The following is a 24423-nucleotide window of genomic DNA, read 5'->3' on the forward strand; positions in this document are numbered from 1 at the left end:
ATGTCCGGCGCGTCCAAATAGCGCCTTAAAAGGATGCCTGGCTTTTGCCGGGGTGGAAGTGGGGCAAAGAAGCTGCCTGCTAAGCGACAATAAACAATGAAAAATCAAATCGTCCTTTTCAAATAAAAGCAGCTGAACAACATCGTAGCCCGGGGCGTTAGCCCTGGGGCTCCGATGATCCGAATATCGTTTTCCGGTGTTGCGTGCCCCATACAAACAACGCGTCAATCACGGGGTTCAGGGTGTCGGCGTAAGGTGTCAGCGTATATTCCACGCTTACCGGCTGACTATCAAACACGCTGCGTTTGATCAGCTTATGTGCCTCCAGGTCTTTCAGCTCTTTGGACAATACTTTGGAGGTGATCTTTGGTATATTCCTCTCAATGTCGCGGAACCGTTTATGGCCGCGCGAGATAGCGATAATAATCGGCAGCTTCCATTTGCCGTTGATGACGTCCAGCGCGTCCCTCACCGGCATGATGACTCCCAGGCAATCTTTATGGTCGCCCGTCTCCATACATTTTTCCTTCACCGTTAAAACAGGTTCCCTAATCATTTTGGTATTTATATATTTTGTTATTTGTTTATTTTTGGTATATGTAGTGAAATGATATTTATTGGATTGAATCGAATTGTATTTCTTTAAATGCCCGGCGCCAAGTAATAAAATACCCAAATACCCAAATGCCCAAATACCCAAATGATAAAATAACCCAATGATCAAATGGTTACTTTTTGTATAGTGCTATCCTTTTGGTTACTGGTAACTTTTGGAAAGCAAAAATAATAACTTTGCAGAAGTTTTTTTATATAAAGTATGAATAGGATGAAAGTAGAAATATGGTCAGACATCATGTGCCCGTTTTGTTACATTGGCAAACGGAAATTTGAAGCGGCACTGGAGAAATTCCCTGAGAAAGATAAAATAGAAGTGGAGTGGAAGAGCTTTCAGCTCAACCCCGACCTGAAATCCATGCCCGGCACAGATGTATATGAATACCTGGCGCAGCACAAAGGCATTTCCCGGGAGCAGTCCGTACAGATGCACCGGCAGGTGGCCCGGTCTGCCAGTGAGGTGGGGCTGACCTACAACTTCGATCAGGCGGTGGTAGCGAATTCCTTTGATGCGCACCGGTTGATACAACTGGCGAAAGTGCACAACCTGGGCGCTGCAGCGGAAGAGAAGCTCTTTATCGCTTATTTCACGGAAGGAAAAGACATCTCGGACCATGATACCCTGATCGGCATCGGCGAAGCCATAGGGCTGGACCGTAAGCTGGTGGCAGACACGCTGGCTTCCGGTGAATTTGCGGGGGCGGTCAACCTGGATGTGCGTGAGGCAGAGCAACTGGGCGCCCGCGGCGTTCCGTTTTTTGTGCTGGACCGTAAATACGGCGTGGCCGGCGCGCAACCGTCCGAAGCCTTTACAGAAGCCCTTACACAGGCATATGGCGAATGGCGTAAAACACAGCCGCTGACAACGCTGGACATTACCGACGGCGCCTCCTGTTCGGTAGACGGCACCTGTGAGTAAGATCGGATAGAGATGACATTATTCTGTTAGCTTTGTTGTTCAAACTAACTGTTTTATGTCGCTCCTTAAAAGGATCAACCCTTTCTCCAAACAAAATGACGAAACCGGCTTCGGTACCAATCCCAGTGGTTACGGAGGCCGGTTTATCAACCGCGATGGCACCTTCAATATCCGCCGCGAAGGCCGCCCCTTCTGGGACCGGTTCAACGTGTACCACACACTGCTCAACCTGCCGGCGTGGAAGTTCACCTGCGTCATTCTCCTGTTTTATTTCTCTATCAATCTCCTCTACACCGGCATCTACTGGGCGCTGGGGGCTGACCAGTTTCAGGGCATTATCGGGCAAACCAGCTGGGAACGCCTGAAAGAGATTTTTTTCTTCAGCACGGAAACCTTTACCACCGTTGGCTATGGCCGGGTAAACCCCGTTGGTGACGGGGCCAATATGGTGGCGGCTATCGAGGCGATGTCGGGCTTCCTGTCCTTTGCGGTGGCCACCGGTCTGATGTACGGCCGTTTTTCCCGGCCGCGGGCGCACCTCGTCTTCAGCGATCACGCCCTGGTTGCTCCCTACAAAGACATGACCGGCCTGATGTTCCGCTTTGCCTCGTATAAAGACAATCACACGCTCACCAATGTGGACGTGACGGTCACCATAGGGTTGCAAATTGTGGAGGACGGTACGCCGGTATATAAGTTTTATTCACTGCCGCTGGAAAGAGGAAAGATTGAAAGCCTGTCCATGAACTGGACGGTGGTACATCCTATCGATGAAAACAGCCCACTGCTGGGCTTTACGGCCGAAGACATGCGGAATGCCGACGTGGAGATCTATGTGCTGGTAAAAGGCTTTAACGACGTATATGCCAATACGGTACTGCAGCGTACTTCCTATACCTACGAGGAAATACAGTTTAACCGGAAATTCATCCCCATGTACCGGGAAAGCGAAAATGGGAAGACCACCATCCTGGAGTTGCACCTGCTCAATAAATCGAGGGAGATTAACTGATTTAGGGATTTTTTGATTTACGATTTTTTGATTTACGATTTTTTGATTTTTCGAATTAAAAAAGACCTAAGCGATTTTTTAATCGCTTAGGTCTTTGCTTTTATCAAAAGAAATCAAAAAATCGTAAATCAAAAAATCGTAAATCCTTAGGTCGTTTTCCTTGAAATCATCAGCAGGCCGATATAGGTAAAGGCGCCGTTGATGATCAGCAGCTCCAGTCCGATCTGGAACTGGTTGAACAGCAGGGACTGATAGGTATCGACCACATAGCAGAGGATAGGCGCTACCACGCAGACGATCGGCACGAGACGGTCGTTGACCGTGCGTTTGCTCAGGATGCCGAAGGCGAAGAGGCCCAGCAGCGGTCCGTAGGTGTAGGTAGCCACCTTCAGGATCACACCGATCATGCTGGGGTTGTTGACCCACTCAAATACCATTACGAACAACAGGAAGATGAAAGCCATCAGCAGGTGGATGCGCTGGCGCACTTGTTTTTTCCGCGCTTCGTCCCAGTCGGTGCGGCGCTGTAAATCCAGGATGTCGATACAGATGGAAGAGGTGAGGGCCGTCATGGCGCCGTCGGCACTGGGGAACAGCGCAGATATCAGCGCAATGATGAAGATCACGGAGATCACCGGCGGCATGTGGCGCAGCGCCAGTTCGGGGAACAGGGCGTCGCCGGTGGCGCTTACCTGCTGTTGCGCGCCGTAGAGGTGCAACAGGCCGCCGAGGAACAGGAACAGGCCAATCACGATCAGCATGATGAAGGCGAGCGATACCATGTTCTTCTTGGAATCACGCAGTGTCTTCACGGAAATGTTTTTCTGCATCATCTCCTGGTCAAGGCCGGTCATGGTAATGGTGATAAATGCCCCGGCCAGTATCTGCTTGACGAAAAACAGTTTACTGTTGGGGTCAAATTCAAAGATCCGCGTTAGTCCTTTCTCCTGCATGGCGGCGATGCTCTGGCCCATGTTCATGTCCATGGCATGCAGAATATAGAATACGCAGATGATGAGTCCCGCCAGCATACAGGTGGTCTGCAGCGTGTCGGTGTACACGATGGTTTTCACCCCGCCCTCGTAGGTATATACCAGGATCATAAAGAGAATGATCAGGGTGGTGAGCCAGAAAGGTACGCCGAAGCTGGAGAGGATCGCGTCCTGCAGGATGCGTACCACCAGGTATAGCCTGGCCGTAGCCCCCAGGGTGCGCGACAGGATAAAGAAAGAGGCGCCCGTTTTGTACGACAGCACGCCAAAGCGCGTGTTCAGATAATTGTAGATGGAAGTCAGCTGCAGCCGGTAATACAGCGGTATCAGCACATAGGCAATGGTGATGTAGCCGATAAAGTAACCCAGCGTGATCTGGAAATAGGTAAAGGCGTCTTTGCCGACCGCTCCGGGAACACTTACGAAAGTGACACCGCTCAGTGAAGTGCCAATCATCCCGAATGCCACCAGCATCCAGTTACTGTTCCTGTTGCCGATGAAAAAGGAGTCGTTGTTAGACCCACGGCCGGTGTACCAGGCGACAATCAATAAGATAACGAAGTAAGCAATGACGAACGAAAATAATAATCCTGGCGACATATATGTGTTTTAATCAAGACCGCACCGCAATATAAAGTGCTAAATCACAAATATAACATCTTACCCTATTGGGTGTATGTATACAGTAAGGGTGTTTTTTACACGATTACCGCCCCGGAAAATTATTTGCTTTAGTCAAATAAAATAGTTGACATTGTCAAGTATTTTTGTAATTTTAACTGAAATAGTGATTTATATGTCGTCTAACGATGCACTGATAGCGGATGTCCGGCACTTTAACCGCTTTTATACCGGGGTAGTTGGCCTGCTGGACCAGCATATCCTCGATAGCAAATTTTCACTTTCTGAAGTGAGGGTGCTGTACGAGATCGGGGACCAGGAGAAATGTACCGCGGGCCAGTTGATCAATACCATGAAGATAGACGGGGGATACCTGAGCCGTATCCTTAAGAAGTTTGAAACAGCCGGGTTGATCACCCGGCACCAGTCACCCTCCGACGGGCGGACTTTTTTCCTGCAGCTGACAGCTAAAGGCCGTAAACTGATGGCCGGCCTCAATGAAAGGTCTTCCGATCATATCCGGCAGATACTGGAGCCACTGGAAGAAGTTCAGCGCCTGCAGGTGACCGGCGCCATGAAAACGATCGAAACGGTATTGTCGGGCGCTGCGCCTGCGGCGACTACTTCGGATATCCATTTCCGTTATGACCTGCAACCGGGCGATATCGGTTACCTGATATACCTGCACGGAGAACTGTATGCCAAAGAATGTGGCTATAACTTTGAGTTTGAATCCTATGTGTGTAAGACCTTCCAGGATTTCCTGTCCACCTACAACGCCAACAAAGACAGGGTGTTCCTGGCCATTGCAGACAACAGGATCGTTGGAGCGGTAGCGATACTGGGCTCGTCCCGCTACCTCGCCCAGCTGCGCTGGTTCATTGTACATCCTGATTACAGGGGACGCGGACTGGGCAAACGCCTGTTCGCCGAAGCCATCGCTTTCTGCCGGGAGAAAAATTATCAGAATGTTTACCTGATGACGACCAGCCTGCAGTCAACCGCCATCGATATCTACAAAAAGGCAGGCTTCCGTAAAACAGGGGAGAAGTTCCTGCAACTGTGGGGGCAGCAACAGTATGAACAGCGGTATGATATGGACCTGACGCAGTGATTTTGGGATTTAGGGATTTTTTGATTTACGGATTTTGGGATTTTGCGGAATGATTGCTCCGTAAATCCTGAAATCCGTAAATCAGGGACTGTTTGATTCCCTGAAATCTCAAAATCTCAAAATCCCTAAATCAAAAAATCCGTAAATCAGGGACTGTTTGATTCCCTGAAATCTCAAAATCTCAAAATCCGTAAATCAAAAAATCCGTAAATCAGGGACTGTTTGATTCCCTGAAATCTCAAAATCTCAAAATCCCTAAATCAAAAAATCCGTAAATCAAAGATATTTGCGTAGCAGTACAATCTGCCCCAGATGATAGGCGTCGTGCTCTGCGAGGCCCTGCAGGTAATAAATCGCCTTTTTATCTGTTCCCGGGAAGGTGTCGAACAGTTCCGCTTCCGGGAACTTCCGGATGGTAGCTGCTATCTGGTCGAAAGAATGTTCCAGCCGGTGGATGGTAGCCTGCCAGTTTTCTTCTCCGTGGTTTTCCGGCATATAAAAATCCGGGAGGTCTCCGTCTTTTTCGGGCGGCTCGTTATGCATGTACCGTTCTACCCGCTGGTGCCAGAAGATAACATGGTTCACGATCTGCCAGATATTATTGGAGCCGTTCAGGCTTTTGGCAGCCTGACGCGCATCGATGCGGGAAAGATGTTCCCTGAAAGTTACGTCCAGCCAGGGCTTCCCATTATATAGCGCTTCAATGGAAGAAGCGAGGTGTTCTGTAAGCTGCATAATTCGTAATTTAACTTATTTGTCGGTATTTTTAAAGTAAAACCCAAACGTTATGAACCAAGTGGATCTGGAAACGAACAAGAACGAAGATGCCATGAGACTGGCCATCAGCACCATGAAACAACGCCTCGGCGTGATAGAGCAGGGCGGCGGAAAAAAAAGCCTGGAAAAAGTACGCCAGCGGGGCAAACTGACGGCCAGGGAACGTATTCAATACCTGATAGACAAAGACACTCCTTTTACCGAAATCGGCGCCTTTGCTGCTTATGAAATGTACGCCGAATATGGCGGTTGCCCTGCCGCCGGCACGGTAGGCGGCATAGGCTATGTAAGCGGCCGCCAGTGCATGATCGTGGCCAACGACATGACAGTAAAAGCCGGCGCCTGGTTTCCCATGACGGGCAAAAAGAACCTGCGCCTGCAGGAAATAGCCATGGAAAATCATCTCCCGGTCATCTACCTGGTAGACAGCGCCGGCGTATTCCTGCCCATGCAGGACGAAATATTCCCGGATAAGGAACACTTCGGCCGCATTTTCCGTAACAATGCCCGCATGAGCGCTATGGGCATTACCCAGATCGCCGCTGTAATGGGCAGCTGCGTGGCAGGGGGGGCCTACCTCCCCATCATGAGCGATGAAGTGCTGATGGTGGAAGGCAACGGCTCTATCTTTCTCGCCGGCCCTTACCTCGTAAAAGCCGCTATCGGGGAAGACGTAGATGCGGAGACGTTAGGCGGCGCCGTTACCCACACAGAAATTTCAGGTATCGCGGACTATAAATTCAAAACGGATGAAGAATGCCTCGACCAGATAAAAAGGATCGTCAGCAAAATAGGGCAGGGGCCCACTGCAGGCTTTGACCGCATAACGCCGGCAGCGCCCGGACTGCCGGAAGCAGAGCTGCACAGCATACTGCCGGCCGATAGCTCCCGCCCCTACGATATGCTCGATATCATCCACCGCCTGGTGGATAATTCCGCTTTCGACCAGTACAAACAGGACTATGGTAAAAGCATCCTTTGCGGTTACGCCCGCATCGACGGCTGGGCCGTAGGTATCGTGGCCAATCAGCGTAAAATCGTAAAAAGCCGTAAAGGAGAAATGCAGATGGGCGGCGTTATCTACAACGACAGCGCCGATAAAGCAGCCCGCTTTATCATGAACTGCAACCAGAAAAAAATTCCATTGGTATTCCTGCAGGACGTGACCGGCTTTATGGTGGGCAGCCGCAGCGAACACGCCGGCATCATTAAAGACGGCGCCAAACTGGTCAACGCCGTATCCAATTCCGTCGTGCCCAAAATCACCATCATCATCGGTAACTCCTATGGCGCAGGCAACTACGCCATGTGTGGCAAAGCCTATGATCCCCGCTTTATCTATGCATGGCCCTCCGCTAAAATAGCGGTAATGGGCGGTGAACAGGCGGCTAAAACACTGCTGCAGATCCAGGTGGCTTCCCTCAAAGCCAAAGGCCAGGAAATCACTCCGGAAGATGAAGCACGCCTGCTGAAAGAAATTACTGATAAATACAATAGCCAGACCACCCCTTATTATGCCGCTGCCCGCCTTTGGGTAGATGATATCATTGATCCCGCCGATACCCGGCGGCATATTTCCGAGAGCATCAAAGCCGCTAACAATGCACCGGTTGAACAGGCATTCAACGTAGGTGTGTTCCAGGTATAAAAAGCAGATTTTTTGATTTTCGATTTTTTGATTTTGATATTTTGTCAGGTAGTACGACTTCATCTTCCCAAAATTCCAAAATCAAAAAATCGAAAATCCGAAAATGACAATATATTTGCGCGCTATGGCAGAATTGCAGATATATACGGATGGCGCTTCCCGCGGCAATCCCGGGCCCGGAGGTTACGGCGTGGTACTATTATGGGGCAGCATGCGCAAAGAAATGTCGCAGGGGTACCGTAAAACCACCAACAACCGGATGGAGCTGCTGGCGGTCATCACCGCACTGGAAGCGCTGAAGAGAGACGGACTGGAAATGACCATTTTCACCGACAGTAAATATGTGGTGGACAGCATTGAGAAAGGATGGATATGGAGCTGGGTAAAAACCGGTTTTAAAGACAAAAAAAACAAAGACCTGTGGATGCGCTTTATTCCGCTCTACAGAAAACATAAAGTGAAAATGCAGTGGGTGAAAGGCCATGCCAGCAACCCGCTGAACAACCGTTGCGATGAACTGGCCACACAGGCCGCTGACAGCGGCAACTGGCTGGTAGACCAGGGCTTCGAAAACGGAAATTGACCATCGCCGAACCAACAGGCTGCCCGGATTGTAATATAAACGGAAAAACTTCGTTTATGCTTACCTGGCTGATAGAAACCCTTCAGAAATACCCGGAAATCGCTGTCATGTTAACCCTGCTCATTGGTTTTCTCCTGGGCAAAGTACGTATCAGGGGGTTTACGCTTGGTACCGTGACCGGCGTACTGCTGGTAGGTATCGTTATCGGTGGCATACATATCCAGATACCGGGTGCGGCCAAATCCATTTTTTTCCTGCTGTTCCTGTTCTGTACCGGTTACAGCATCGGCCCGCAGTTTTTTCAGGGACTTAAAAAAGATGGTCTGCCAATAGCGGCTTTCTCTTTTATCGTTTGCTGCAGCAGCCTCTTCTTCTGCTGGGCTATTGCTTCTGTCCTGCAGTTTGATACAGGCACTACCGCCGGGCTGATGTCCGGCGCCAATACCTGTTCCGCTATTATCGGCGTTGCTTCCAATACTATCAATGAACTGGACATCAGTATGGCGGACAAAGAAAGGCTGGTCAACCAGATACCGGTAGCCTATGCGGTGACCTATATCTTCGGGACCGCCGGCACCAGCTGGTTTCTGTCGGTCATCGGCCCGTGGTTCATGTCTGGCAGCAGGGAGAAACTGATAGAAGAAACCCGTAAACTGGAAGCAACGCTCACAGACGCCAATGCGGAAGATGACGGCGATATAAAAAATGCCTATGATCATGTGGCTTTCCGCGCCTACCTCGTCAATAATGAACTGGTAGGGGACGAGGGGAAATCTGTAGCAGAGCTGGAGGCATTTTTCCGGCGTAAGAAAAGAGTGTTGTATGTGCTGCGCGTCAGGAGGGAAGGGGAGATGATGGAGACCCCGCAGGATTTTGTGGTCCGTCAGGGAGATATTATAGCTGTCGGCGGGCAGCGGTCTGCTGCCATCGCCTCAGGCGATATGCTGGGCAAGGAAGTCGCCGATGCCGACCTGCTGACATTTCCGGTACAGGCCATCAATGTAGTGATCAGTAAAAATACCGCCATCAATAAACCTATTAAGTTGCTGGTGCGGCAGCCGCAGCTGCATGGTATCAGCGTCCGCAAAATTACACGCGCCGGTATCGAGATACCGCTGGAAGCCAATACCATCGTACAAAAAGGCGATGTGGCTGAATTGGTGGGCATACAGGAAGAACTGGACCTTGCGGTGCCTATACTAGGGTTTAAAGAACGGACAGGCGTGGAAACGGACATCCCTTACCTGGCAGGTGGTATTGCACTGGGCGCCCTGGTGGGCGTGATGAGCGTACGGTTCGGTAATGTGCCGGTAGAACTGAGCACCAGCGGCGGCGCGTTGCTGGCCGGCCTCTTCTTCGGCTGGTTGCGCAGCGTGAATCCCCGTTTCGGATATATACCGCCTGCATCGCAGTGGGTGCTTACGAAACTGGGGCTGCATGTGTTTATTGCCATCGTGGGGCTGACCGCCAGCGAAGGATTTTTACAGGGACTGAAGCAGGAAGGCCTGACGCTGTTCCTCGCAGGCCTGGTGTTGAGCCTGTTGCCCATGGTGGTAGCGCTGTTCCTCTCCAAATATGTTTTCAAATTCCATCCGGCCATCGGCCTGGGAGCCTGTGCCGGTGCGCATGACGAATCAGCGCCGCTACTGGCCGTACAGGACGCGCTAAACAGCAAGGTGCCGGCGTTGGGGTATACGGTCGCTTACGCCGTAGCTAATATCACGCTAACGACTTCCGGTGTCATCATTGTACTGCTGATGCATAAAGGGTAAGATGAGTATATGATAGGCGTTTCAAATCGGCCCGAGTGCAAAAAATTCAAAGCGCTCCGTAAAAACAAAGCATGATAAGCCCGCTGAAAATCCAACATGATAAGCCCATCGGGCACCTGGCGGCCGGCAACCGCACTGATGGCCACAGAACTCCCCCTGCGGCGGTTTAGCAGCGTTCCGCTCATCACAGTTTTCCGTCACTGTTCAACTTTTTTAACAATTCTTTTGTTGTTTACGTACAAACACCCTAGCTTTGCGTCCCATTAGTCTATAGGATTAGTAGAATAATGAAAGGTCAGATTATGAAACAACAAAGGAAACCAATAATGGAAATGAAGAACCAGCCGGATCAACGCATCAACCAAAGTTGTTGTTGCTGTAGTTAATATCATATCGCTATCTGCACAACAGGTCTTCCGAGATAAAAATTTGCAGCAACATCTCTGCTTTTTGGAAGGCAGCTGTCACAGTACACACAATACAAGGAGGCTAAGCTGGTGTTATCTGCGCTGATGCAGGTACCGGCCTGTTATTGCCTTTATTCGTTCTCTAAACCAATCAACATAGATCTATGTTACAACGATTGCTGATTCTCCTACTGCTGCTGGGCCCACTGGCGGCGTTTTCACAGGTACGTACCGTTACGGGTACCGTGCTGTCGGCCAAAGACAAGGAGCCGCTGCCCGGCGCCACCATCGTCATTAAAGGAACGACGAAAGGTGTGCTGACAGGGCCTGACGGTTCTTTCCGGCTGGAAGTGACAGATCCTGCCGCTACTACACTGGTCATTAGTTACGTAGGCATGACCTCACAGGAAGTGCCTGTCAGTACCGCACCCATCACCGTCACCCTGCAATCTGCCGGGAAAGATATTGACGAGATCGTGGTGATCGCTTATGGTACCACCAAAAAAAGCTCTTATACCGGTTCGGTATCACAAATAAAGGGGACTGAACTGGAGAACCGCCAGGTGTCCAGCGTTACCAAAGCCCTCCAGGGCCTCGCTCCCGGCGTACAAAGCGCTTCCCAGAGCGGCCAGCCCGGCTCTGACGCCACCATCCGCATCCGTGGCGTTGGTTCCATCAACGCCTCTGCAGACCCGCTCTATGTAGTGGACGGAGTGCCTTACGGCGGAAACCTGAGCGCTATCAACCCCTATGACATCGAATCCATCAGCGTGCTGAAAGACGCTGCCTCTGCAGCTTTATACGGTTCCCGCGGCGCCAACGGCGTGATCATCATCACCACCAAAAAAGGAAAAGCGAAAGGCAGTAATATAGACGTTCGCGTTAGTCAGGGCTTCTCTAAAAGAGCGGTGAAAGATTATGACAGGATGTCTACCGATCAATATTTCCCGATGTTCTGGCGTGCACTGTTCAATGAAAATCTGAATAGTCAGGACTCCATTGCTGCCGCCAGAAACGCGAGCCGCGACCTGGTAGGGGAACTGGGCATCAACCCCTACGGCAGCGCGTTCCCCGAGCCGGTAGGCACCGACGGTAAACTGGTGGCAGGAGCTAAAGCACTGTGGAATGACGACTGGAACAAAGCCATGCAACGCACCGGTCACCGCACGGAAGCCAACGTAGCCATCAGCGGAGCAACCGATAAAACCCGCTACCTGATCTCCGGTGGTTACCTCGATGATCAGGGCATCTACCTCGGTTCCGGTTTTAAACGCTACACCGTTCGCTCCAACGTGGACATAGACGCCCGCAAATGGCTGAAAGTAGGCCTGAACCTCAGCGCCGCTCACTCCGATCAGCAAGCGCCTCCCTCAGAAGACAGCCGCAGCGATAACTATATCAACTACGGCCGCCTCATGGGGCCCATGTATCCGGTGTATCAGCGCGATCTCAATACCGGCGCTTATCTCCTCGATGCAAAAGGCAACAAAATATTCGATTACGGCGATTATCGTCCCGACCCGGCCAACCCACGCACCAACCTGGTGCAGACTTCCGGTATCGACAAACACAATGTGCTTCGCGACGACGTATCCGGCCGTTTCTTCGCGGAAGCTACGCTCTACAAAGGGCTGAAGTTCAAAACCAGCTACAATGCGGACTACTCCAATCGTGTAGGCCACGACTATACGAACCCCACCCTCGGCTTCGACGCCGAAGTAGGCGGTACCGTATCTAAAGCCAACTACCGCACTTTCAGCTGGACTTTCAACAACCTCCTGACCTACGAAAACACCTTCAACGAAAAACATCACCTCAACGTGTTGCTCGGTCAGGAAGCCTATAAATTCAAATACACCTTTCTTTCAGGGTCCAAATCCGGCTTCTCCGTACCCGGTGTGGACGAACCCGCTGACGCCGCGCTGATCGGAAGCTTCGACGGCTACTCCGATAGCTACCGGCAAAGTTCCTTCCTCGGAAGAGCAGAATATGACTACGCCGGTAAATACTTCTTCTCCACATCGCTGCGCCGCGACGGGTCTTCCCGCTTCGCACCGGACCGCCGCTGGGGTACTTTCTGGTCAGTAGGCGGTTCCTGGAAACTGACAGAAGAAACTTTCCTGAAAAGCAGCTCCTGGCTCAACCTCCTGACGCTGCGCGCCAGCTACGGCGGACAAGGTAACGACAACCTGGGTACCGACCGTTACTATAACTACCTGCCGCTGTATTCTGTTAACAGCAACCTCGGACTGGGGGGTACTTTCCGTGAATACCTGTTCAACGACAGGCTGAAATGGGAAACTAACCTCAACCTCAACATCGGGGTAGACTGGTCCATGTTCGACAACCGCTTCGGCGGCAGCGCGGAGTTCTTCGTCCGTAAATCACAGGACCTGCTGTACTCCAGGCCCAAAGCACCTTCTACCGGTTACGCTTCTGTAGACGAGAACGTAGGCGCACTGAAAAATACCGGCATAGACCTCAACCTGCATGGTACGCCTATACGAACAAAAGATTTCAGCTGGACCATCGATCTCAACATGACGCACTATCGCAATAAGATCACCAGCCTGCCGCAGCAGGAGATCATCAGTGGTACCAAAAAGCTCATGGTGGGTAAATCTATCTATGATTTCTACCTGCGTCAATGGGCCGGCGTAAACCCGAATACCGGTGAAGCGCAGTGGAAATACACCAATCCGGACGGAAGCATCAAGGATACTACCAACTACAGCAAAGCCTCCCTGTATTATTCCGGTTCATCGCTGCCGGACCTGTATGGTGGCCTGACCAACACTTTCACCTATAAAAACTTCTCCTTGTCTTTCCTGATCGTGTACAGCATCGGTGGTAAAGTGCTCGACAATGACTACACGTTCCTGATGGGACTGGGTGGCTCTGCCGGCCGTGCATGGTCTACCGAAGTGCTCGACGCCTGGACACCCACCAACCGCAACACGGACGTGCCGCAGGTAAGTACCGTAGCGCCCAGCTGGACGGCCGCTTCTACGCGCTTCCTGTACGACGCTACCTATGCCAGACTGAAAAGCCTGAACCTTAGCTACTCATTGCCGAAATCGCTGATGGAAAGGGCGCACCTGAATAACATCACGGTGTATGTGACAGGGGAAAATCTATTCACTTTGTATAACCACAAGGGTATGGACCCTGAGCAGACCGTTGGCGGTACTACCTACTATCGTTATCCGGCCGTGAAATCTTTATCCGCCGGTATTAATCTGAGCTTCTAAAAACTGTGTCATGAAAAAGAACAGACTATTATTCATCGCTATATTCGCCGCAGTTGCTTTCGTTGCCTGCAATAAGGATTTCCTGGACACGCGGCCTACCAATGCCGTGCCCGACGACCAGGTGTTTAACTCCGTGGACAACGCCGAAACCGCGCTGACTGGGATCTGGGCCTATATGTATGAGACCTATTTCACCTTCGCCGTACCAGGCCTCAAATCGCTGGACCTTACCAGCGATGCGATGGGCAGCGATGTGGCCCTCACCACTTCGTATGGTTTCAGGGACTCCTATACGTTCATCGAAATGGTGGACAATACCAAAAACAGGGTGAGCGCTTACTGGACCATCCTGTACAAGACCATCGATAACTGCAATAACTTCCTGTCTAAAATAGATAATGTGCCCGGCGACGAAGCGAAGCGCAAGCTGCTGAAAGGTCAGGCGTCCGCTTTAAGAGGTTTCTGCTACCTGACACTGGCGGAGTTCTATTCCTTTGGCGTTACTACCGATCCTAACGGAAAATCAGCGCCTATCTATACAGAGCCGGCCAATCCGTCCACGCCGGGTAAGGCCAGGTCTACCGTAGCACAGGTATATCAGCAGGCGATCGCCGATCTGCAGGCCGCCCTGCCTTTACTGGCGGACTATGAGCGCGACGATACCCGGAAATTTAAAATCGATACCAGGGTCACTAACGGACTGCTGGCAAGGGCTTATCTCTACAGCAATCAGCCGGCCAAAGCGATCGATCCTGCCGTGGCTGCGCGTAACGGTTACACGCTGATGTCCGGCGACGATTATAACAAAGGCTTCAACGACGCCGGTAATGTGGAGTGGATCTGGGCCCAGCCGCAGACGCCCACGCAGAACGTGGCGGCTTCCACCTTCACTTTCCTCGATGTGTCCACACCGGTATCTTACTATAAAAGTTTCAAGGCCGATCCCTGGTTCCAGGGCTATTTTGACAGCACCGACGTACGTTTCCGCCTGTTCCAGTGGAGCACCAGCGGTCCCGGCGCTTTGCTGTACAAAAAATTCCGCTTCCGTGATCCGGGTGGAATGGTGTCTGATGTAGTACTGATGCGTGCTGCGGAAATGTACCTGATTGAAGCTGAAGCATACGCCAGCACCAACAATACCGCGAAAGCTGCTGAAGTGCTGAATGTGCTCAGAAGCGCCCGTAACTCCCACCTCTACAACGCCGCTGCAGGAGGTTCTATAAAAGACACCATCCTGCTGGAAAGAAGAAAAGAACTATGGGGCGAAGGTTTCTCGCTGGTAGACATTATTCGTACAGGCGGTACCGTAGTAAGGAAACCGTTTAAAGCCGTTAACGGTACAGACAGTATCATTAAGGTGCCGCAGCCGGATGGTTCCGTTGTCTCCGTTCGCGGGGTAGGGCATCGTACCGTTAAACTGCCGGACGGATCTGCTTTTGTGAAAAACAGCCCTTACTATCTGTTTGCCATTCCGCTCAGTGAGTTGCAGAACAATCCGAATCTGAATAACTAGTTTTTACCCTTCATACATCAAGGCCTTTGGAATTTTTTCCGAAGGCTTTTTTATGCCTGTCAGTAAATAAAAGGAAGGATGCGGCGGGTGTGCTGCATATAATCGGTGTATTCGCTGCCGAACTCTTCGGTCAGTACTTTTTCTTCAATGTCCATGCGGTGAATGAACGCAGCCAGCACCGGGATAAAAGCAATGGCCAGTCCCAGCCAGTTATTGAGCGACAGGCCGAAGCCCAGGAAAGACAACAGGGACCCGGCGTAGGACGGATGGCGGAGAATACTGTAGATGCCCTCTTTTTTGATGCGGTGGTCTTTACGGATGGTGACAGCCACGGTAAACAACCTGCCCAGCGAGGCGATGGCATAAAACCGCAGGACCATGCCTGCGAGGATCACCGATAACCCGGTGTAGTTCATGAGGCTGCCCTGCTGCAGTATGGGGAACTGTGTACGGTACGACAGGTACACGGCCACATTAACGCTGATCAGGATCACGATCCAGATATAAGCCAGGCTGCCTTTGTCTTTGTTCTTTTTGTCCTCCGGCGCCTTGCCGCGCAGTATACGGTTGAGTAATATTTCTGAAAGGAACCATGCCATGTAGATGATAGTCGATAACGTATTCATTGGACGAAGGGATTGAGATTACAGATATCCCTAATATATGAAATGTTTTCAACTTCAGCTGTTGTTTCCCGTCGTGTGCTTCCCAACTCGTCCATTATCAAGTCTTTAAAAAAGATTATTTTGCAAAGAGATTAAATCAGTGCGCTATGGAAAATTTGCAGACCATCCTTCAATCAGGCACACCGGTGCTGATCGACTGTTTTGCCACCTGGTGCGGCCCCTGTAAGATGATGCCGCCCATACTGAAAGAGGTGAAAGACAAGTTTGGAGACAAGATCCGGATCATTAAGATCGATATCGATAAAAATCAGCAGCTGGCGGCCCAATGGCAGATCAGCAGCGTCCCTACCATGTTGCTGTTTAAAAACGGGCAGCTGGCCTGGCGCCAGAGTGGGGTAGTGCCGGCGCATCAATTGATACCGGTATTAACGCCCATGCTGTAATCGCCAACATAAAGAGATTAAACAAGACCGCCCTTTGATATCATTATCAAAGGGCGGTCTTTCTGTATATTGATAGCGGTTGTATGCTGCCTTGTCCTCAAAAGTGTCGCCCGGGGCTTTAGTCCCGGGAAGGATTAGTCTATATAAGCATAATAATCCCGCAAATCTTTTTCCAGCTGGTTATAGATAGGCCGGGTAAACTCCATGAAAAGGTCCTGTGGTGGCGGTGGTGGCAGGTCCCGTCCTCCGATGATCGCGAGGTCTGCCTCGCTCAGGGCGCGGGAATCGCCGGTATAGGTGGCAAACTGGTTGAACCAGGTATAGCTGCCGGGTATGCGGTCAGAGCGGAGTATCCTGCCGTTATGGATGTCGGCGATCTGGTAGTCCAGCAGGCCTCTGGATTCCACCGTTGTTTTGGTCGTAACAATGGTGGCGCGCACGGTGGTGTAGGTATTGATGGTTTTACCGGTGGTATCCCTGGTGGTACCGGTGACGATTTCTTTGGACACCTCGCGCCGGGCGCGGTCTACATACGTCTGGCCCACCATAAAGTCCAGGAAGCGCAGGGCGATGTACTGGTCGGGCCGCAGGTTTTCGTTCCTGGCGGTACGTTCGTCATAGAACACGACGAAACGGTTGACGTTACGCTGCTGGAGGGAGCGAACGAGGTAGTCCCGGAACTGGTCGGCGCTGAACTGGAAGTAAGGGGAGCGGACGTCCACTTCGCTCACCACCACATATACCACGCCGGCCTGGAAAGCGTCGTCTTTGCGTTCCTGGGCGTCGCGATAGTTGGGGATCAGTTTGAGCGCTGCACCGAATTCATCGTATGCTTTACGGGCGCTGGCCTTGTCTCCGCGTTGCATAAGGGCGATGCCCCTGTCGTAGCGTGTTTCGGCAGCGTTTTCCAGGGCGCCGGTGATAGCATCGCTGTAATCTTTAGGGGTGACGATCTTCAGGGCGGCAGGGGAGCTGTGAATGGCCTCGTATAGCCGTTGCATGGTCCGGTATTCGTTGCGTATCGGTTCCCATTTAAGCTGATTGTTGGAGCGGAGCAGGTTGTTGACGCGGTCTTCATGCATCTTCTGTGCCTGGCGGTAGGCTTCAGGCAACAGTTGAAGCGCGGTGGCGTCCTGGGGTTTGCGCTGGAGTTTTTTGACGAAAGCGGTGACGGCGTTATCATACTTGCCTTTGTTGTAGAGCTTTTCGCCCGAGCGGCAGCTCCATAACAGTATGCAGGCCAACAGGCACAGCGTTCCCCTTATGCCGGCAGAACGGATAGGTAGACTGATCGTGTTCAAGGGACAGGATTTAAGGAGTAAGGTAGCTTGCGGCGTGGTTATTTGATCTGGCGGCGTAATTCCCTGTCAGACTCCCGTTGTTTGATAGACTCCCGTTTGTCGTACAGTTTTTTACCCTTGCCCACACCTATTTCCATTTTGGCAAGACTTTTATCCGTAATGAATATACGAAGCGGAACAATGGTATAGCCACGTTCCTTGATTTTGTTCTCTATTTTTTTTAATTCCCGTTTTGTCAACAGCAATTTTCTTTCGCGCAGGGGATCGTGGTTGGCGCTGGTGCCGTGAGAATATTCGGCGATGTGCAGGCTTTTAACAAACAATTCTCCCTTCGAGAAATAACAAAAGGAGTCATTAAAGCTGACCCGGCTGGCACGGATAGACTTAATCTCTGTTCCTGTCAATACCATTCCCGCAATAAATTTTTCCTCTATTGCGTACTCAAAATATGCTGATCTGTTCTTTAATTCGGCCATGGGGTGAAAATTTTGGGATTTACGATTTTTTGATTTTGTGATTTAACCTGACCAGGTGGTCCTCAAAATTCCAAAATCAAAAAATCGCAAATCCCAAAATGAATATCTAGTTTTTGAAGAGACTGAGCAGGTTGGCCAGTCTTGTTTTTAATTCTTTCCGGTCCATGATGAAGTCCAGGAAGCCGTGTTCCAACAGGAACTCAGCGCTCTGGAAGCCAGCAGGGAGGTCTTTTTTGATGGTTTCCTTGATGATCCTCGGACCGGCAAAGCCGATCAGCGCACCGGGTTCAGCGATGTTCACGTCGCCCAGCATAGCGAAGGAGGCGGTCACACCACCGGTGGTAGGATCTGTCATCAGGGAGATAAAGGGCAGTCTTGCGTTGGCGAGCTGGGTCAGTTTGGCCGATGTTTTGGCCATCTGCATCAGGGAGAAAGCACTTTCCATCATACGGGCGCCGCCGGATTTGGAGATGATCATCAACGGCATTTTGTGCACGATGCAGTAGTCGATGGAACGGGCGATTTTTTCACCTACCACGGAGCCCATGGAACCGCCGATGAAGTTGAAGTCCATACAGGCCACTACCAGGCCTAATCCGTTTACCTTACCGGTGCCAACTGTCATGGCATCTTTCAGGCCTGATTTCTTTTGTGCGTCTTTCAGCCTGTCGGAGTAAGGCTTGAGATCTTTAAAGCCCAGGAAATCGGTCGGGTAAATATTGGAAAACAGTTCCTCGAACTGATTGTCGTCGAAAATAATCTCAAAATACTCCCTGGAGTTGATACGGTTGTGATAGTTACATTTGTCACACACGTAGTAGTGCTCCTTCAGATCCTTAACAGTGGTGGTTTTCTTACAGTTAGGACACTTGTGCCACAACCCGTCCGGTGCTTCCTTCTTCTCACTGGTGGAGGTGGAGATGCCTTGTTTAATTCGCTTAAACCAGCTTGACATATTTTACTATTAGATTAGAAAATAGTGGTGCAAGATACGAATTAAAGCATAAAACCAAACAGTTGTTCCGAATCTCCCCCCGGAAACGGGATAAATTATTTTATTTTAACCACTAATAATGAAGCGGAAACAAAAGCGATTATTTTACTATAAGTCGCTTTGTTTCCGCTTCGGGCGGTAATACTGAGCTATCAGTCCGGCGAAACGCTGCAGGGCAGCGTCTGCCGGGAACCGGTATTAGTTTCTGTTGATGCAGTTCAGGTCGCGGAACGCCTCTTCCAGGCGTTTTACAAAGGTATCTTCACCTTTGCGCAGCCATACGCGCGGATCGTAGTATTTTTTGTTAGGCTTGTCTGCGCCTTCGGGGTTGCCCAGCTGGCCCTGCAGATAGTCTTTTTTCGCTTCGTAGTAGTCGTGTACGCCTTCCCAGAATGCCCATTGCATATCGGTGTCAATGTTCATTTTGATAACGCCGTAGCCCAGGGCTTCGGCGATCTGGTGTTTCGGAGAGCCGCTGCCGCCGTGGAATACGTAGTATACCGGTTTAGCTTTGGTGCCGAATTTCTGTTGAATAAATTCCTGGCTGTTCTGCAGGATAACAGGGCGCAGTTCCACGTTGCCCGGGCTGTAAACGCCGTGTACGTTACCGAATGCAGCGGCAACAGTGAAGCGGCTGCCTACTTTGGACAGTACTTCGTAAGCGTAAGCCACGTCTTCCGGTTGGGTGTAAAGCTTGGAGTTGTCCACGCCGGAATTGTCCACGCCGTCTTCTTCACCACCGGTCACGCCCAGCTCGATTTCGATGGACATGCCCAGCTTGTTCATGCGCTCAAAGTATTTATGGGAGATCTCGATATTTTCCTGGATAGGTTCTTCGGAGAGGTCCAGCATGTGGGAGCTGTACAGCGGTTGACCGGTCTGTTTGAAAAACGCTTCACCCGCGTCCAGCAGGCCGTCAATCCAGGGCAGCCATTTTTTGGCAGCATGGTCGGTATGGAGGACCACCGGAACACCATAATATTTCGCTACTTCATGTACGTGTTTGGCACCGGAGATACCACCGGCGATGTTGGCCTGCAGCTTGTCGTTCGGCATACCTTTACCAGCGTAAAACTGTGCGCCGCCATTGGAAAACTGTATAATGACCGGTGAATTTACTTTGGCAGCTGTTTCCAGTACCGCATTAACCGAGTTGGTTCCCACTACGTTCACGGCAGGCATAGCAAATCCGTTGTCTTTGGCATCGTTATACAGCGCATCCAGCTCTTCGCCGAATAATACGCCAGCTCTGTATTTTCCCATACTTTAAAATGTATTTGTTTTTTTAGGAAAGCAAATATACACAGTAAAAAATAAGTTTTATAGTGAAATGTATTTTTATCTCCGCTGAAAAATACAGGCGGAAAAACGTATTTTAACCACTTATTCGTTATAGCCATGCGTAACATACTCAGCGCCGCACTACTGCTGCTTTCCTTTAAAACACTCTTCGCCGGTACGTTTGATCGGAATGCAAACGATTCCGCCAACTACTTTTCTTCTTTTGACGGGACCCGTATCCATTACACGGATAAAGGAACCGGTCAGCCGGTCATCCTCGTGCACGGCTTCATGGGCAGCGGCGATTCATGGTCTTCCACACCCCTGTACGACTCCCTGCTGCAACGCGGATTCCGCGTTATCACCCCGGACCTGCGCGGCAACGGCGCTTCCGGCCATCCGCACGACAGCCTCGCCTACATGCAGGACGCAGAAGCCCGCGATATCATCGGCCTCGCCGCGCACCTGCAGCTGTCAGCCTACAGGGTGGTAGGCTACTCCCGCGGATCTATCATCACCGCACGCCTGCTGGTACTGGACCCAAAGGTAAGCTGCGCCGTACTCGGCGGCATCGGCACAGGGTTCACCGACCCGGCATGGCCCCGCCGACTGAAATTCTACGATGCCCTCTCCGGTAAAGATGTACCGGAATTGGCTGCCATGGTCAAAAACGTACAGGCGAAAGGGTTAGATCAGCGGGCGCTGGCACTGATGCAGTGGGGCCAGCCGGCCACCACACCTGCGGAATTGGCAGATGTGCAGCAGCCGGTACTGGTGATCGGAGGTGATAAAGATGAAGACAACGATACGGGCGGCTCCCTCGCCGCCATGATGCCCCGCGGAATGCACGGCACCGTTGCCGGCGATCATAACAGCGTGCTACGCTCACCCCACTTCGCCGGATGGGCACTGGACTTCCTCTTAAAACACTAAATCAATTACGGATTACGAATTACGAATTACGAATGGAGGGCTTTCTTTTGGAAAGGTTATTAAGTAACCGCTCTATAAGGAAGCCCTCCATTCGTAATTCGTAATTTGTAATTCGTAATTCACGTAACGGTGAGGGTATTCCCGCTTACGGTGATAGTATACGCTGTCAGCGGCGCGGTAGCGGGACCGGTGTTAACAGCGCCGCTGGTCGAATACCGGCTGCCATGGCCGCAGGGCGCGTTACACTCAATCAGCTTCGTCGTATTGTTAAAAGTGGCGACAGTACACCCCTGGTGGGTGCAGGTGCTGGACAGCGCGGCAAAATCCGCTGCCGTTTTGCCTGTGCCGGTACGGATAAGGATAACCCCGTTGGCGATTTTAAAGTCGCCGGGATTGGGCAAATCACTGCCCAGGTTGACCGACAGCTTCGCATTCGGGCCGCCCGGCGTCGGGTCCGGTGAGGAGTCATAACCGCCCCCGCCCTTGCTGCAGGCCGCTAGTCCGCCTACGCAGGCCAGCGCGAGCGTCATCCCGATGTTGGATACAAAATCCCTTCTTTCCATAAAAAGTGTTTTGTGAATAAAGTGACAGATACACTTGTTACGGAAAAGAAACAGGAAGGGTTGCTCATAAAAAAAGAAGGACGAAAAAAAGCCACTATACAGCAGCTATTCCGCCCAAAAAACATAGCATCAAAAGAACCCGCAGAACAACGTAACCCGGGGTGTCATCCCTGGGAGGAGAACAACGTAACCCAGGGCGTCATCCCTGGGAGGAGAACAGCGTAACCCAGGGCGTCAGCCCTGGGAGATACGGGCCATCATCCCTGGGAGATACGGGGCAGCAACGCTTCAATATACGCCGGCGACTCCAGCAGCCGGCTGCCATACCAGGAAAACAACTCGCCGTCTACCAGCAGCACCTGCGCTTCCGGGAGAATAGCCTGTATTTCATGCATATGTTTTTCTTTAAAAGGGTAGGGCTCCGAAGACAACAGTACCAGCCTGCAACCGCTGGCTGCCAGCTGCTCTTCGTCAATCGCCGGATAACGCGGAATGTCTGCGAACACATTCTGTAAACCACAACGCAGCAGCATCTGGTGGATAAACGTATCACCGCCGGCTGCCATCCACGGATCGCGCCAGATAAAATAGGCGGTGGGAACAGGGGCGGAGAGGGGCTGTAAGGCCGCGAAACGTTGCTGGATCGTACCGGCCAGTTGCGCTGCCTCCGCCGTTTTCCGCGTAATGGCGCCAACGCCGGTGATCATTTCGCAGGCATCTTCCAGTGTGCGGATATTACTGACCCACACCGGATAATGTTCCATCAGTGCTTTCACATCTTCCGCAGTATTTTCTTCTTTGTTGGCGATAATCAGGTCCGGCGCCAGCTCCCGGATCACGTCCATACGTACGTTCTTGGTGCCGCCAACACGTGTTTTGCTGCGGAACCACGCTTCCGGATGTATACAGAATTTGGTGATGCCTACCACTTCCTCGTGAAGCCCGAGGGTATATAAAAGTTCAGTCTGCGAAGGCACCAGCGAAACAATCCGCTTGGGCGCCTCCGGCAGATGAATGGTACGGTTCAATTGGTCGCGGAACATAGTACTAGCGGCCTAATGCCTGGATAATGTCGTATTTGGTCACAATATGATGATCGCCGCTTTCGTCTTTGGTCATCACGGCGCCGTTTTCGCGGTTGATGTAAACAGACAGTTTTTCTATCGGCGTTTCCTGGCTCACCATCGGGAAAGGAGCGTGCATCACTTCCTGTACAGTGGCGTCTTTCAGGTGCGGGTTGTCAATCAGTTTGTTGAACAGGCCACTTTCTGAAACGGCGCCGATGATGTCGCTGCCTTTGGTGACAGGGATATGTTCGATATCGAATTTGCGCATTTTGGCAATGGCTTCGCTTACTTTCTCATCTGCGTCAATGGTGACCAGCGGCATGTTGCGGCGGGCGCCTACGATGTCCTTAACGGTTTTTACGTCGAGGAAACCGCGTTCCATCATCCATTGGTCATTGTATACTTTGCCTACATACCGGCTGCCGTGGTCGTGGAAAATCACTACCACCACATCGTCCGGCTTCAGCGTGTCTTTGAGCTGCATCAGTCCCGCTACGGCAGATCCGGCGGAATAACCCACGAAGATGCCTTCTTCTTTGGTGATGCGGCGGGCCATCACGGCGCCGTCTTTGTCGGTCACCTTGGTGAAGGCGTCGATCACGCTCATATCGTAGTTCTGCGGTACAAAGTCTTCGCCGATACCTTCGGTGATATAAGGATATACTTCACTCATATCGATTTCTCCCGTCTCGAAATATTTTTTGAGCAGGGAGCCGTAGCTGTCGATCGCCCACACTTTGATATTGGGATTTTTCTCTTTCAGGAACTTGCCGGTGCCTGTGATGGTGCCGCCGGTGCCGGTGGCTACGATCAGGTGGGTCACCTTGCCGTCTGTCTGTTCCCATATTTCAGGGCCGGTCTGCTCGTAGTGGGCGTCGCGGTTAGCGAGGTTGTCATATTGGTTGACGTAAAACGAGTTTGGTATTTCGGTAGCCAGTCTTTTGGATACGGAGTAGTAGGAGCGCGGATCTTCGGGTTCCACGTTGGTCGGGCATACGATCACTTCTGCGCCTACGGCTTTGAGGATATCTACTTTTTCCTTGGACTGTTTATCGGTAGTGGTGAAGATGCATTTGTAGCCTTTGATAACGGCGGCGAGGGCAAGGCCCATACCGGTATTGCCGGAGGTGCCTTCGATGATGGTGCCGCCGGGTTTAAGCAGGCCTTTCTGTTCGGCCACTTCCACCATTTTGATGGCCATGCGGTCTTTAATGGAGTTGCCCGGATTGAAAAATTCCACTTTGGCGAACACGGGACAAGGGAGGGAAGCGGTTACTCGGTTCAGTTTTACCAGCGGGGTATGTCCTATCGTTTCGAGAATGTTTGCTGCATATTTCATAAAAATAACGAGGTTGTGTACAGTTGTAAATTACGAATTAAGCCTAAACAAACAGGTTACCGCCGTTAATTTGCCGTAACGGGGTTTAACCGGCAGCGGCCAGAACACCCCGATTTCTTTTTGTTTTTCTGATAATGATTTAGGTAGATGAATTTTATTTAATAATAACCGTAAAA

Annotated in this window: 21 protein-coding genes; 10 read left to right on the forward strand and 11 right to left on the reverse strand. The window is 51.2% G+C overall.

The window, feature by feature from the left end; genetic code table 11:
* Positions 1–157 precede the first annotated feature (157 nt).
* Positions 158–556, reverse strand: coding sequence for a winged helix-turn-helix transcriptional regulator (locus HF324_RS15085; protein ID WP_246269544.1), 399 nt, complete (start codon positions 554–556; stop codon positions 158–160).
* A 270-nt stretch (positions 557–826) separates the two neighbouring features.
* Between HF324_RS15085 and HF324_RS15090 the strand changes: the two genes are divergently transcribed.
* Together HF324_RS15090 and HF324_RS15095 are read left to right on the forward strand one after the other, a co-directional pair.
* Positions 827–1534 carry a DsbA family oxidoreductase gene (locus HF324_RS15090; protein WP_168803277.1) on the forward strand — a complete coding sequence of 236 codons (708 nt, stop codon included), beginning with the start codon at positions 827–829 and terminating at the stop codon, positions 1532–1534.
* Between the two features lie 55 nt (positions 1535–1589).
* A complete protein-coding gene (locus HF324_RS15095) occupies positions 1590–2546 on the forward strand; it encodes an ion channel (RefSeq protein WP_168803278.1) in 957 nt (318 codons plus the stop codon).
* A 146-nt stretch (positions 2547–2692) separates the two neighbouring features.
* On the opposite strand, the gene HF324_RS15100 is transcribed toward HF324_RS15095, so the two are convergent.
* Complete coding sequence (locus HF324_RS15100; RefSeq protein ID WP_168803279.1) at positions 2693–4138, reverse strand: sodium:solute symporter; 1446 nt, start codon at positions 4136–4138, stop codon at positions 2693–2695.
* A 196-nt stretch (positions 4139–4334) separates the two neighbouring features.
* On the opposite strand from HF324_RS15100, the gene HF324_RS15105 reads away from it, so the two are divergent.
* Positions 4335–5273, forward strand: coding sequence for a bifunctional helix-turn-helix transcriptional regulator/GNAT family N-acetyltransferase (locus HF324_RS15105; protein WP_168803280.1), 939 nt, complete (start codon positions 4335–4337; stop codon positions 5271–5273).
* Between the two features lie 276 nt (positions 5274–5549).
* Here HF324_RS15105 and HF324_RS15110 read toward each other — a convergent pair whose 3' ends face one another.
* Positions 5550–6008, reverse strand: a complete 459-nt coding sequence (locus HF324_RS15110; protein WP_168803281.1) for a DinB family protein — start codon at positions 6006–6008, stop codon at positions 5550–5552.
* A 52-nt stretch (positions 6009–6060) separates the two neighbouring features.
* Between HF324_RS15110 and HF324_RS15115 the strand changes: the two genes are divergently transcribed.
* The 5 genes from HF324_RS15115 (at position 6061) to HF324_RS15135 (ending at position 15224) form a co-directional block, all read left to right on the forward strand.
* Positions 6061–7698: an acyl-CoA carboxylase subunit beta gene (locus HF324_RS15115; RefSeq protein WP_220101319.1), complete on the forward strand. Its 1638-nt coding sequence runs from the start codon at positions 6061–6063 to the stop codon at positions 7696–7698.
* 103 nt (positions 7699–7801) lie between these two features.
* A complete protein-coding gene (rnhA, locus tag HF324_RS15120; protein WP_246269545.1) occupies positions 7802–8281 on the forward strand; it encodes a ribonuclease HI in 480 nt (159 codons plus the stop codon).
* Positions 8282–8337: 56 nt separating this feature from the next.
* Entirely contained in the window at positions 8338–10053 is a 1716-nt protein-coding gene (aspT, locus tag HF324_RS15125) for an aspartate-alanine antiporter (RefSeq protein ID WP_168803282.1), read from the forward strand.
* Positions 10054–10624: 571 nt separating this feature from the next.
* A complete protein-coding gene (locus tag HF324_RS15130) occupies positions 10625–13711 on the forward strand; it encodes a SusC/RagA family TonB-linked outer membrane protein (protein WP_168803283.1) in 3087 nt (1028 codons plus the stop codon).
* 10 nt (positions 13712–13721) lie between these two features.
* Positions 13722–15224, forward strand: coding sequence for a RagB/SusD family nutrient uptake outer membrane protein (locus HF324_RS15135; RefSeq protein WP_168860190.1), 1503 nt, complete (start codon positions 13722–13724; stop codon positions 15222–15224).
* A 59-nt stretch (positions 15225–15283) separates the two neighbouring features.
* Here HF324_RS15135 and HF324_RS15140 read toward each other — a convergent pair whose 3' ends face one another.
* Positions 15284–15850 carry a methyltransferase family protein gene (locus tag HF324_RS15140; RefSeq protein ID WP_168803285.1) on the reverse strand — a complete coding sequence of 189 codons (567 nt, stop codon included), beginning with the start codon at positions 15848–15850 and terminating at the stop codon, positions 15284–15286.
* A 146-nt stretch (positions 15851–15996) separates the two neighbouring features.
* On the opposite strand from HF324_RS15140, the gene trxA reads away from it, so the two are divergent.
* Positions 15997–16293: a thioredoxin gene (gene trxA / locus HF324_RS15145; RefSeq protein ID WP_168803286.1), complete on the forward strand. Its 297-nt coding sequence runs from the start codon at positions 15997–15999 to the stop codon at positions 16291–16293.
* 134 nt (positions 16294–16427) lie between these two features.
* Here trxA and HF324_RS15150 read toward each other — a convergent pair whose 3' ends face one another.
* The 4 genes from HF324_RS15150 to fbaA form a co-directional block, all read right to left on the reverse strand.
* The gene (locus HF324_RS15150) at positions 16428–17594 is read right to left on the reverse strand and encodes a tetratricopeptide repeat protein (RefSeq protein WP_168803287.1); all 1167 of its coding nucleotides are present in this window, start codon (positions 17592–17594) and stop codon (positions 16428–16430) included.
* 38 nt (positions 17595–17632) lie between these two features.
* The gene (smpB, locus tag HF324_RS15155) at positions 17633–18070 is read right to left on the reverse strand and encodes an SsrA-binding protein SmpB (RefSeq protein ID WP_078672956.1); all 438 of its coding nucleotides are present in this window, start codon (positions 18068–18070) and stop codon (positions 17633–17635) included.
* Between the two features lie 106 nt (positions 18071–18176).
* Positions 18177–19025 (reverse strand): acetyl-CoA carboxylase, carboxyltransferase subunit beta, encoded by an 849-nt coding sequence (gene accD, locus HF324_RS15160; protein ID WP_168803288.1) that lies wholly within the window; start codon positions 19023–19025, stop codon positions 18177–18179.
* A gap of 237 nt (positions 19026–19262) precedes the next feature.
* Entirely contained in the window at positions 19263–20327 is a 1065-nt protein-coding gene (gene fbaA / locus HF324_RS15165; RefSeq protein ID WP_078672958.1) for a class II fructose-bisphosphate aldolase, read from the reverse strand.
* A 135-nt stretch (positions 20328–20462) separates the two neighbouring features.
* Between fbaA and HF324_RS15170 the strand changes: the two genes are divergently transcribed.
* A complete protein-coding gene (locus tag HF324_RS15170; RefSeq protein ID WP_168803289.1) occupies positions 20463–21278 on the forward strand; it encodes an alpha/beta fold hydrolase in 816 nt (271 codons plus the stop codon).
* 119 nt (positions 21279–21397) lie between these two features.
* Here the strand turns inward: HF324_RS15170 and HF324_RS15175 are convergent, their stop codons facing one another.
* From HF324_RS15175 to HF324_RS15185, 3 genes are all read right to left on the reverse strand, one after another.
* Positions 21398–21841, reverse strand: a complete 444-nt coding sequence (locus HF324_RS15175; protein ID WP_168803290.1) for a QcrA and Rieske domain-containing protein — start codon at positions 21839–21841, stop codon at positions 21398–21400.
* Between the two features lie 257 nt (positions 21842–22098).
* The gene (locus tag HF324_RS15180; protein ID WP_168860191.1) at positions 22099–22884 is read right to left on the reverse strand and encodes a helical backbone metal receptor; all 786 of its coding nucleotides are present in this window, start codon (positions 22882–22884) and stop codon (positions 22099–22101) included.
* A 4-nt stretch (positions 22885–22888) separates the two neighbouring features.
* Positions 22889–24247 carry a pyridoxal-phosphate dependent enzyme gene (locus HF324_RS15185; RefSeq protein ID WP_168803292.1) on the reverse strand — a complete coding sequence of 453 codons (1359 nt, stop codon included), beginning with the start codon at positions 24245–24247 and terminating at the stop codon, positions 22889–22891.
* Positions 24248–24423: the final 176 nt, after the last annotated feature.

It is taken from the genome of Chitinophaga oryzae (assembly GCF_012516375.2).
GTDB classification, from domain to species: domain Bacteria; phylum Bacteroidota; class Bacteroidia; order Chitinophagales; family Chitinophagaceae; genus Chitinophaga; species Chitinophaga oryzae.

Coding starts and splice junctions, on each gene's coding strand:
- HF324_RS15085 (WP_246269544.1), bottom strand. CDS start 556: ATGATTAGGGAACCTGTTTTAACGGTGAAGGAAAAATGTATGGAGACG.
- HF324_RS15090 (WP_168803277.1), top strand. CDS start 827: ATGAAAGTAGAAATATGGTCAGACATCATGTGCCCGTTTTGTTACATT.
- HF324_RS15095 (WP_168803278.1), top strand. CDS start 1,590: ATGTCGCTCCTTAAAAGGATCAACCCTTTCTCCAAACAAAATGACGAA.
- HF324_RS15100 (WP_168803279.1), bottom strand. CDS start 4,138: ATGTCGCCAGGATTATTATTTTCGTTCGTCATTGCTTACTTCGTTATC.
- HF324_RS15105 (WP_168803280.1), top strand. CDS start 4,335: ATGTCGTCTAACGATGCACTGATAGCGGATGTCCGGCACTTTAACCGC.
- HF324_RS15110 (WP_168803281.1), bottom strand. CDS start 6,008: ATGCAGCTTACAGAACACCTCGCTTCTTCCATTGAAGCGCTATATAAT.
- HF324_RS15115 (WP_220101319.1), top strand. CDS start 6,061: ATGAACCAAGTGGATCTGGAAACGAACAAGAACGAAGATGCCATGAGA.
- rnhA (WP_246269545.1), top strand. CDS start 7,802: ATGACAATATATTTGCGCGCTATGGCAGAATTGCAGATATATACGGAT.
- aspT (WP_168803282.1), top strand. CDS start 8,338: ATGCTTACCTGGCTGATAGAAACCCTTCAGAAATACCCGGAAATCGCT.
- HF324_RS15130 (WP_168803283.1), top strand. CDS start 10,625: ATGTTACAACGATTGCTGATTCTCCTACTGCTGCTGGGCCCACTGGCG.
- HF324_RS15135 (WP_168860190.1), top strand. CDS start 13,722: ATGAAAAAGAACAGACTATTATTCATCGCTATATTCGCCGCAGTTGCT.
- HF324_RS15140 (WP_168803285.1), bottom strand. CDS start 15,850: ATGAATACGTTATCGACTATCATCTACATGGCATGGTTCCTTTCAGAA.
- trxA (WP_168803286.1), top strand. CDS start 15,997: ATGGAAAATTTGCAGACCATCCTTCAATCAGGCACACCGGTGCTGATC.
- smpB (WP_078672956.1), bottom strand. CDS start 18,070: ATGGCCGAATTAAAGAACAGATCAGCATATTTTGAGTACGCAATAGAG.
- accD (WP_168803288.1), bottom strand. CDS start 19,025: ATGTCAAGCTGGTTTAAGCGAATTAAACAAGGCATCTCCACCTCCACC.
- fbaA (WP_078672958.1), bottom strand. CDS start 20,327: ATGGGAAAATACAGAGCTGGCGTATTATTCGGCGAAGAGCTGGATGCG.
- HF324_RS15170 (WP_168803289.1), top strand. CDS start 20,463: ATGCGTAACATACTCAGCGCCGCACTACTGCTGCTTTCCTTTAAAACA.
- HF324_RS15175 (WP_168803290.1), bottom strand. CDS start 21,841: ATGGAAAGAAGGGATTTTGTATCCAACATCGGGATGACGCTCGCGCTG.
- HF324_RS15180 (WP_168860191.1), bottom strand. CDS start 22,884: ATGTTCCGCGACCAATTGAACCGTACCATTCATCTGCCGGAGGCGCCC.
- HF324_RS15185 (WP_168803292.1), bottom strand. CDS start 24,247: ATGAAATATGCAGCAAACATTCTCGAAACGATAGGACATACCCCGCTG.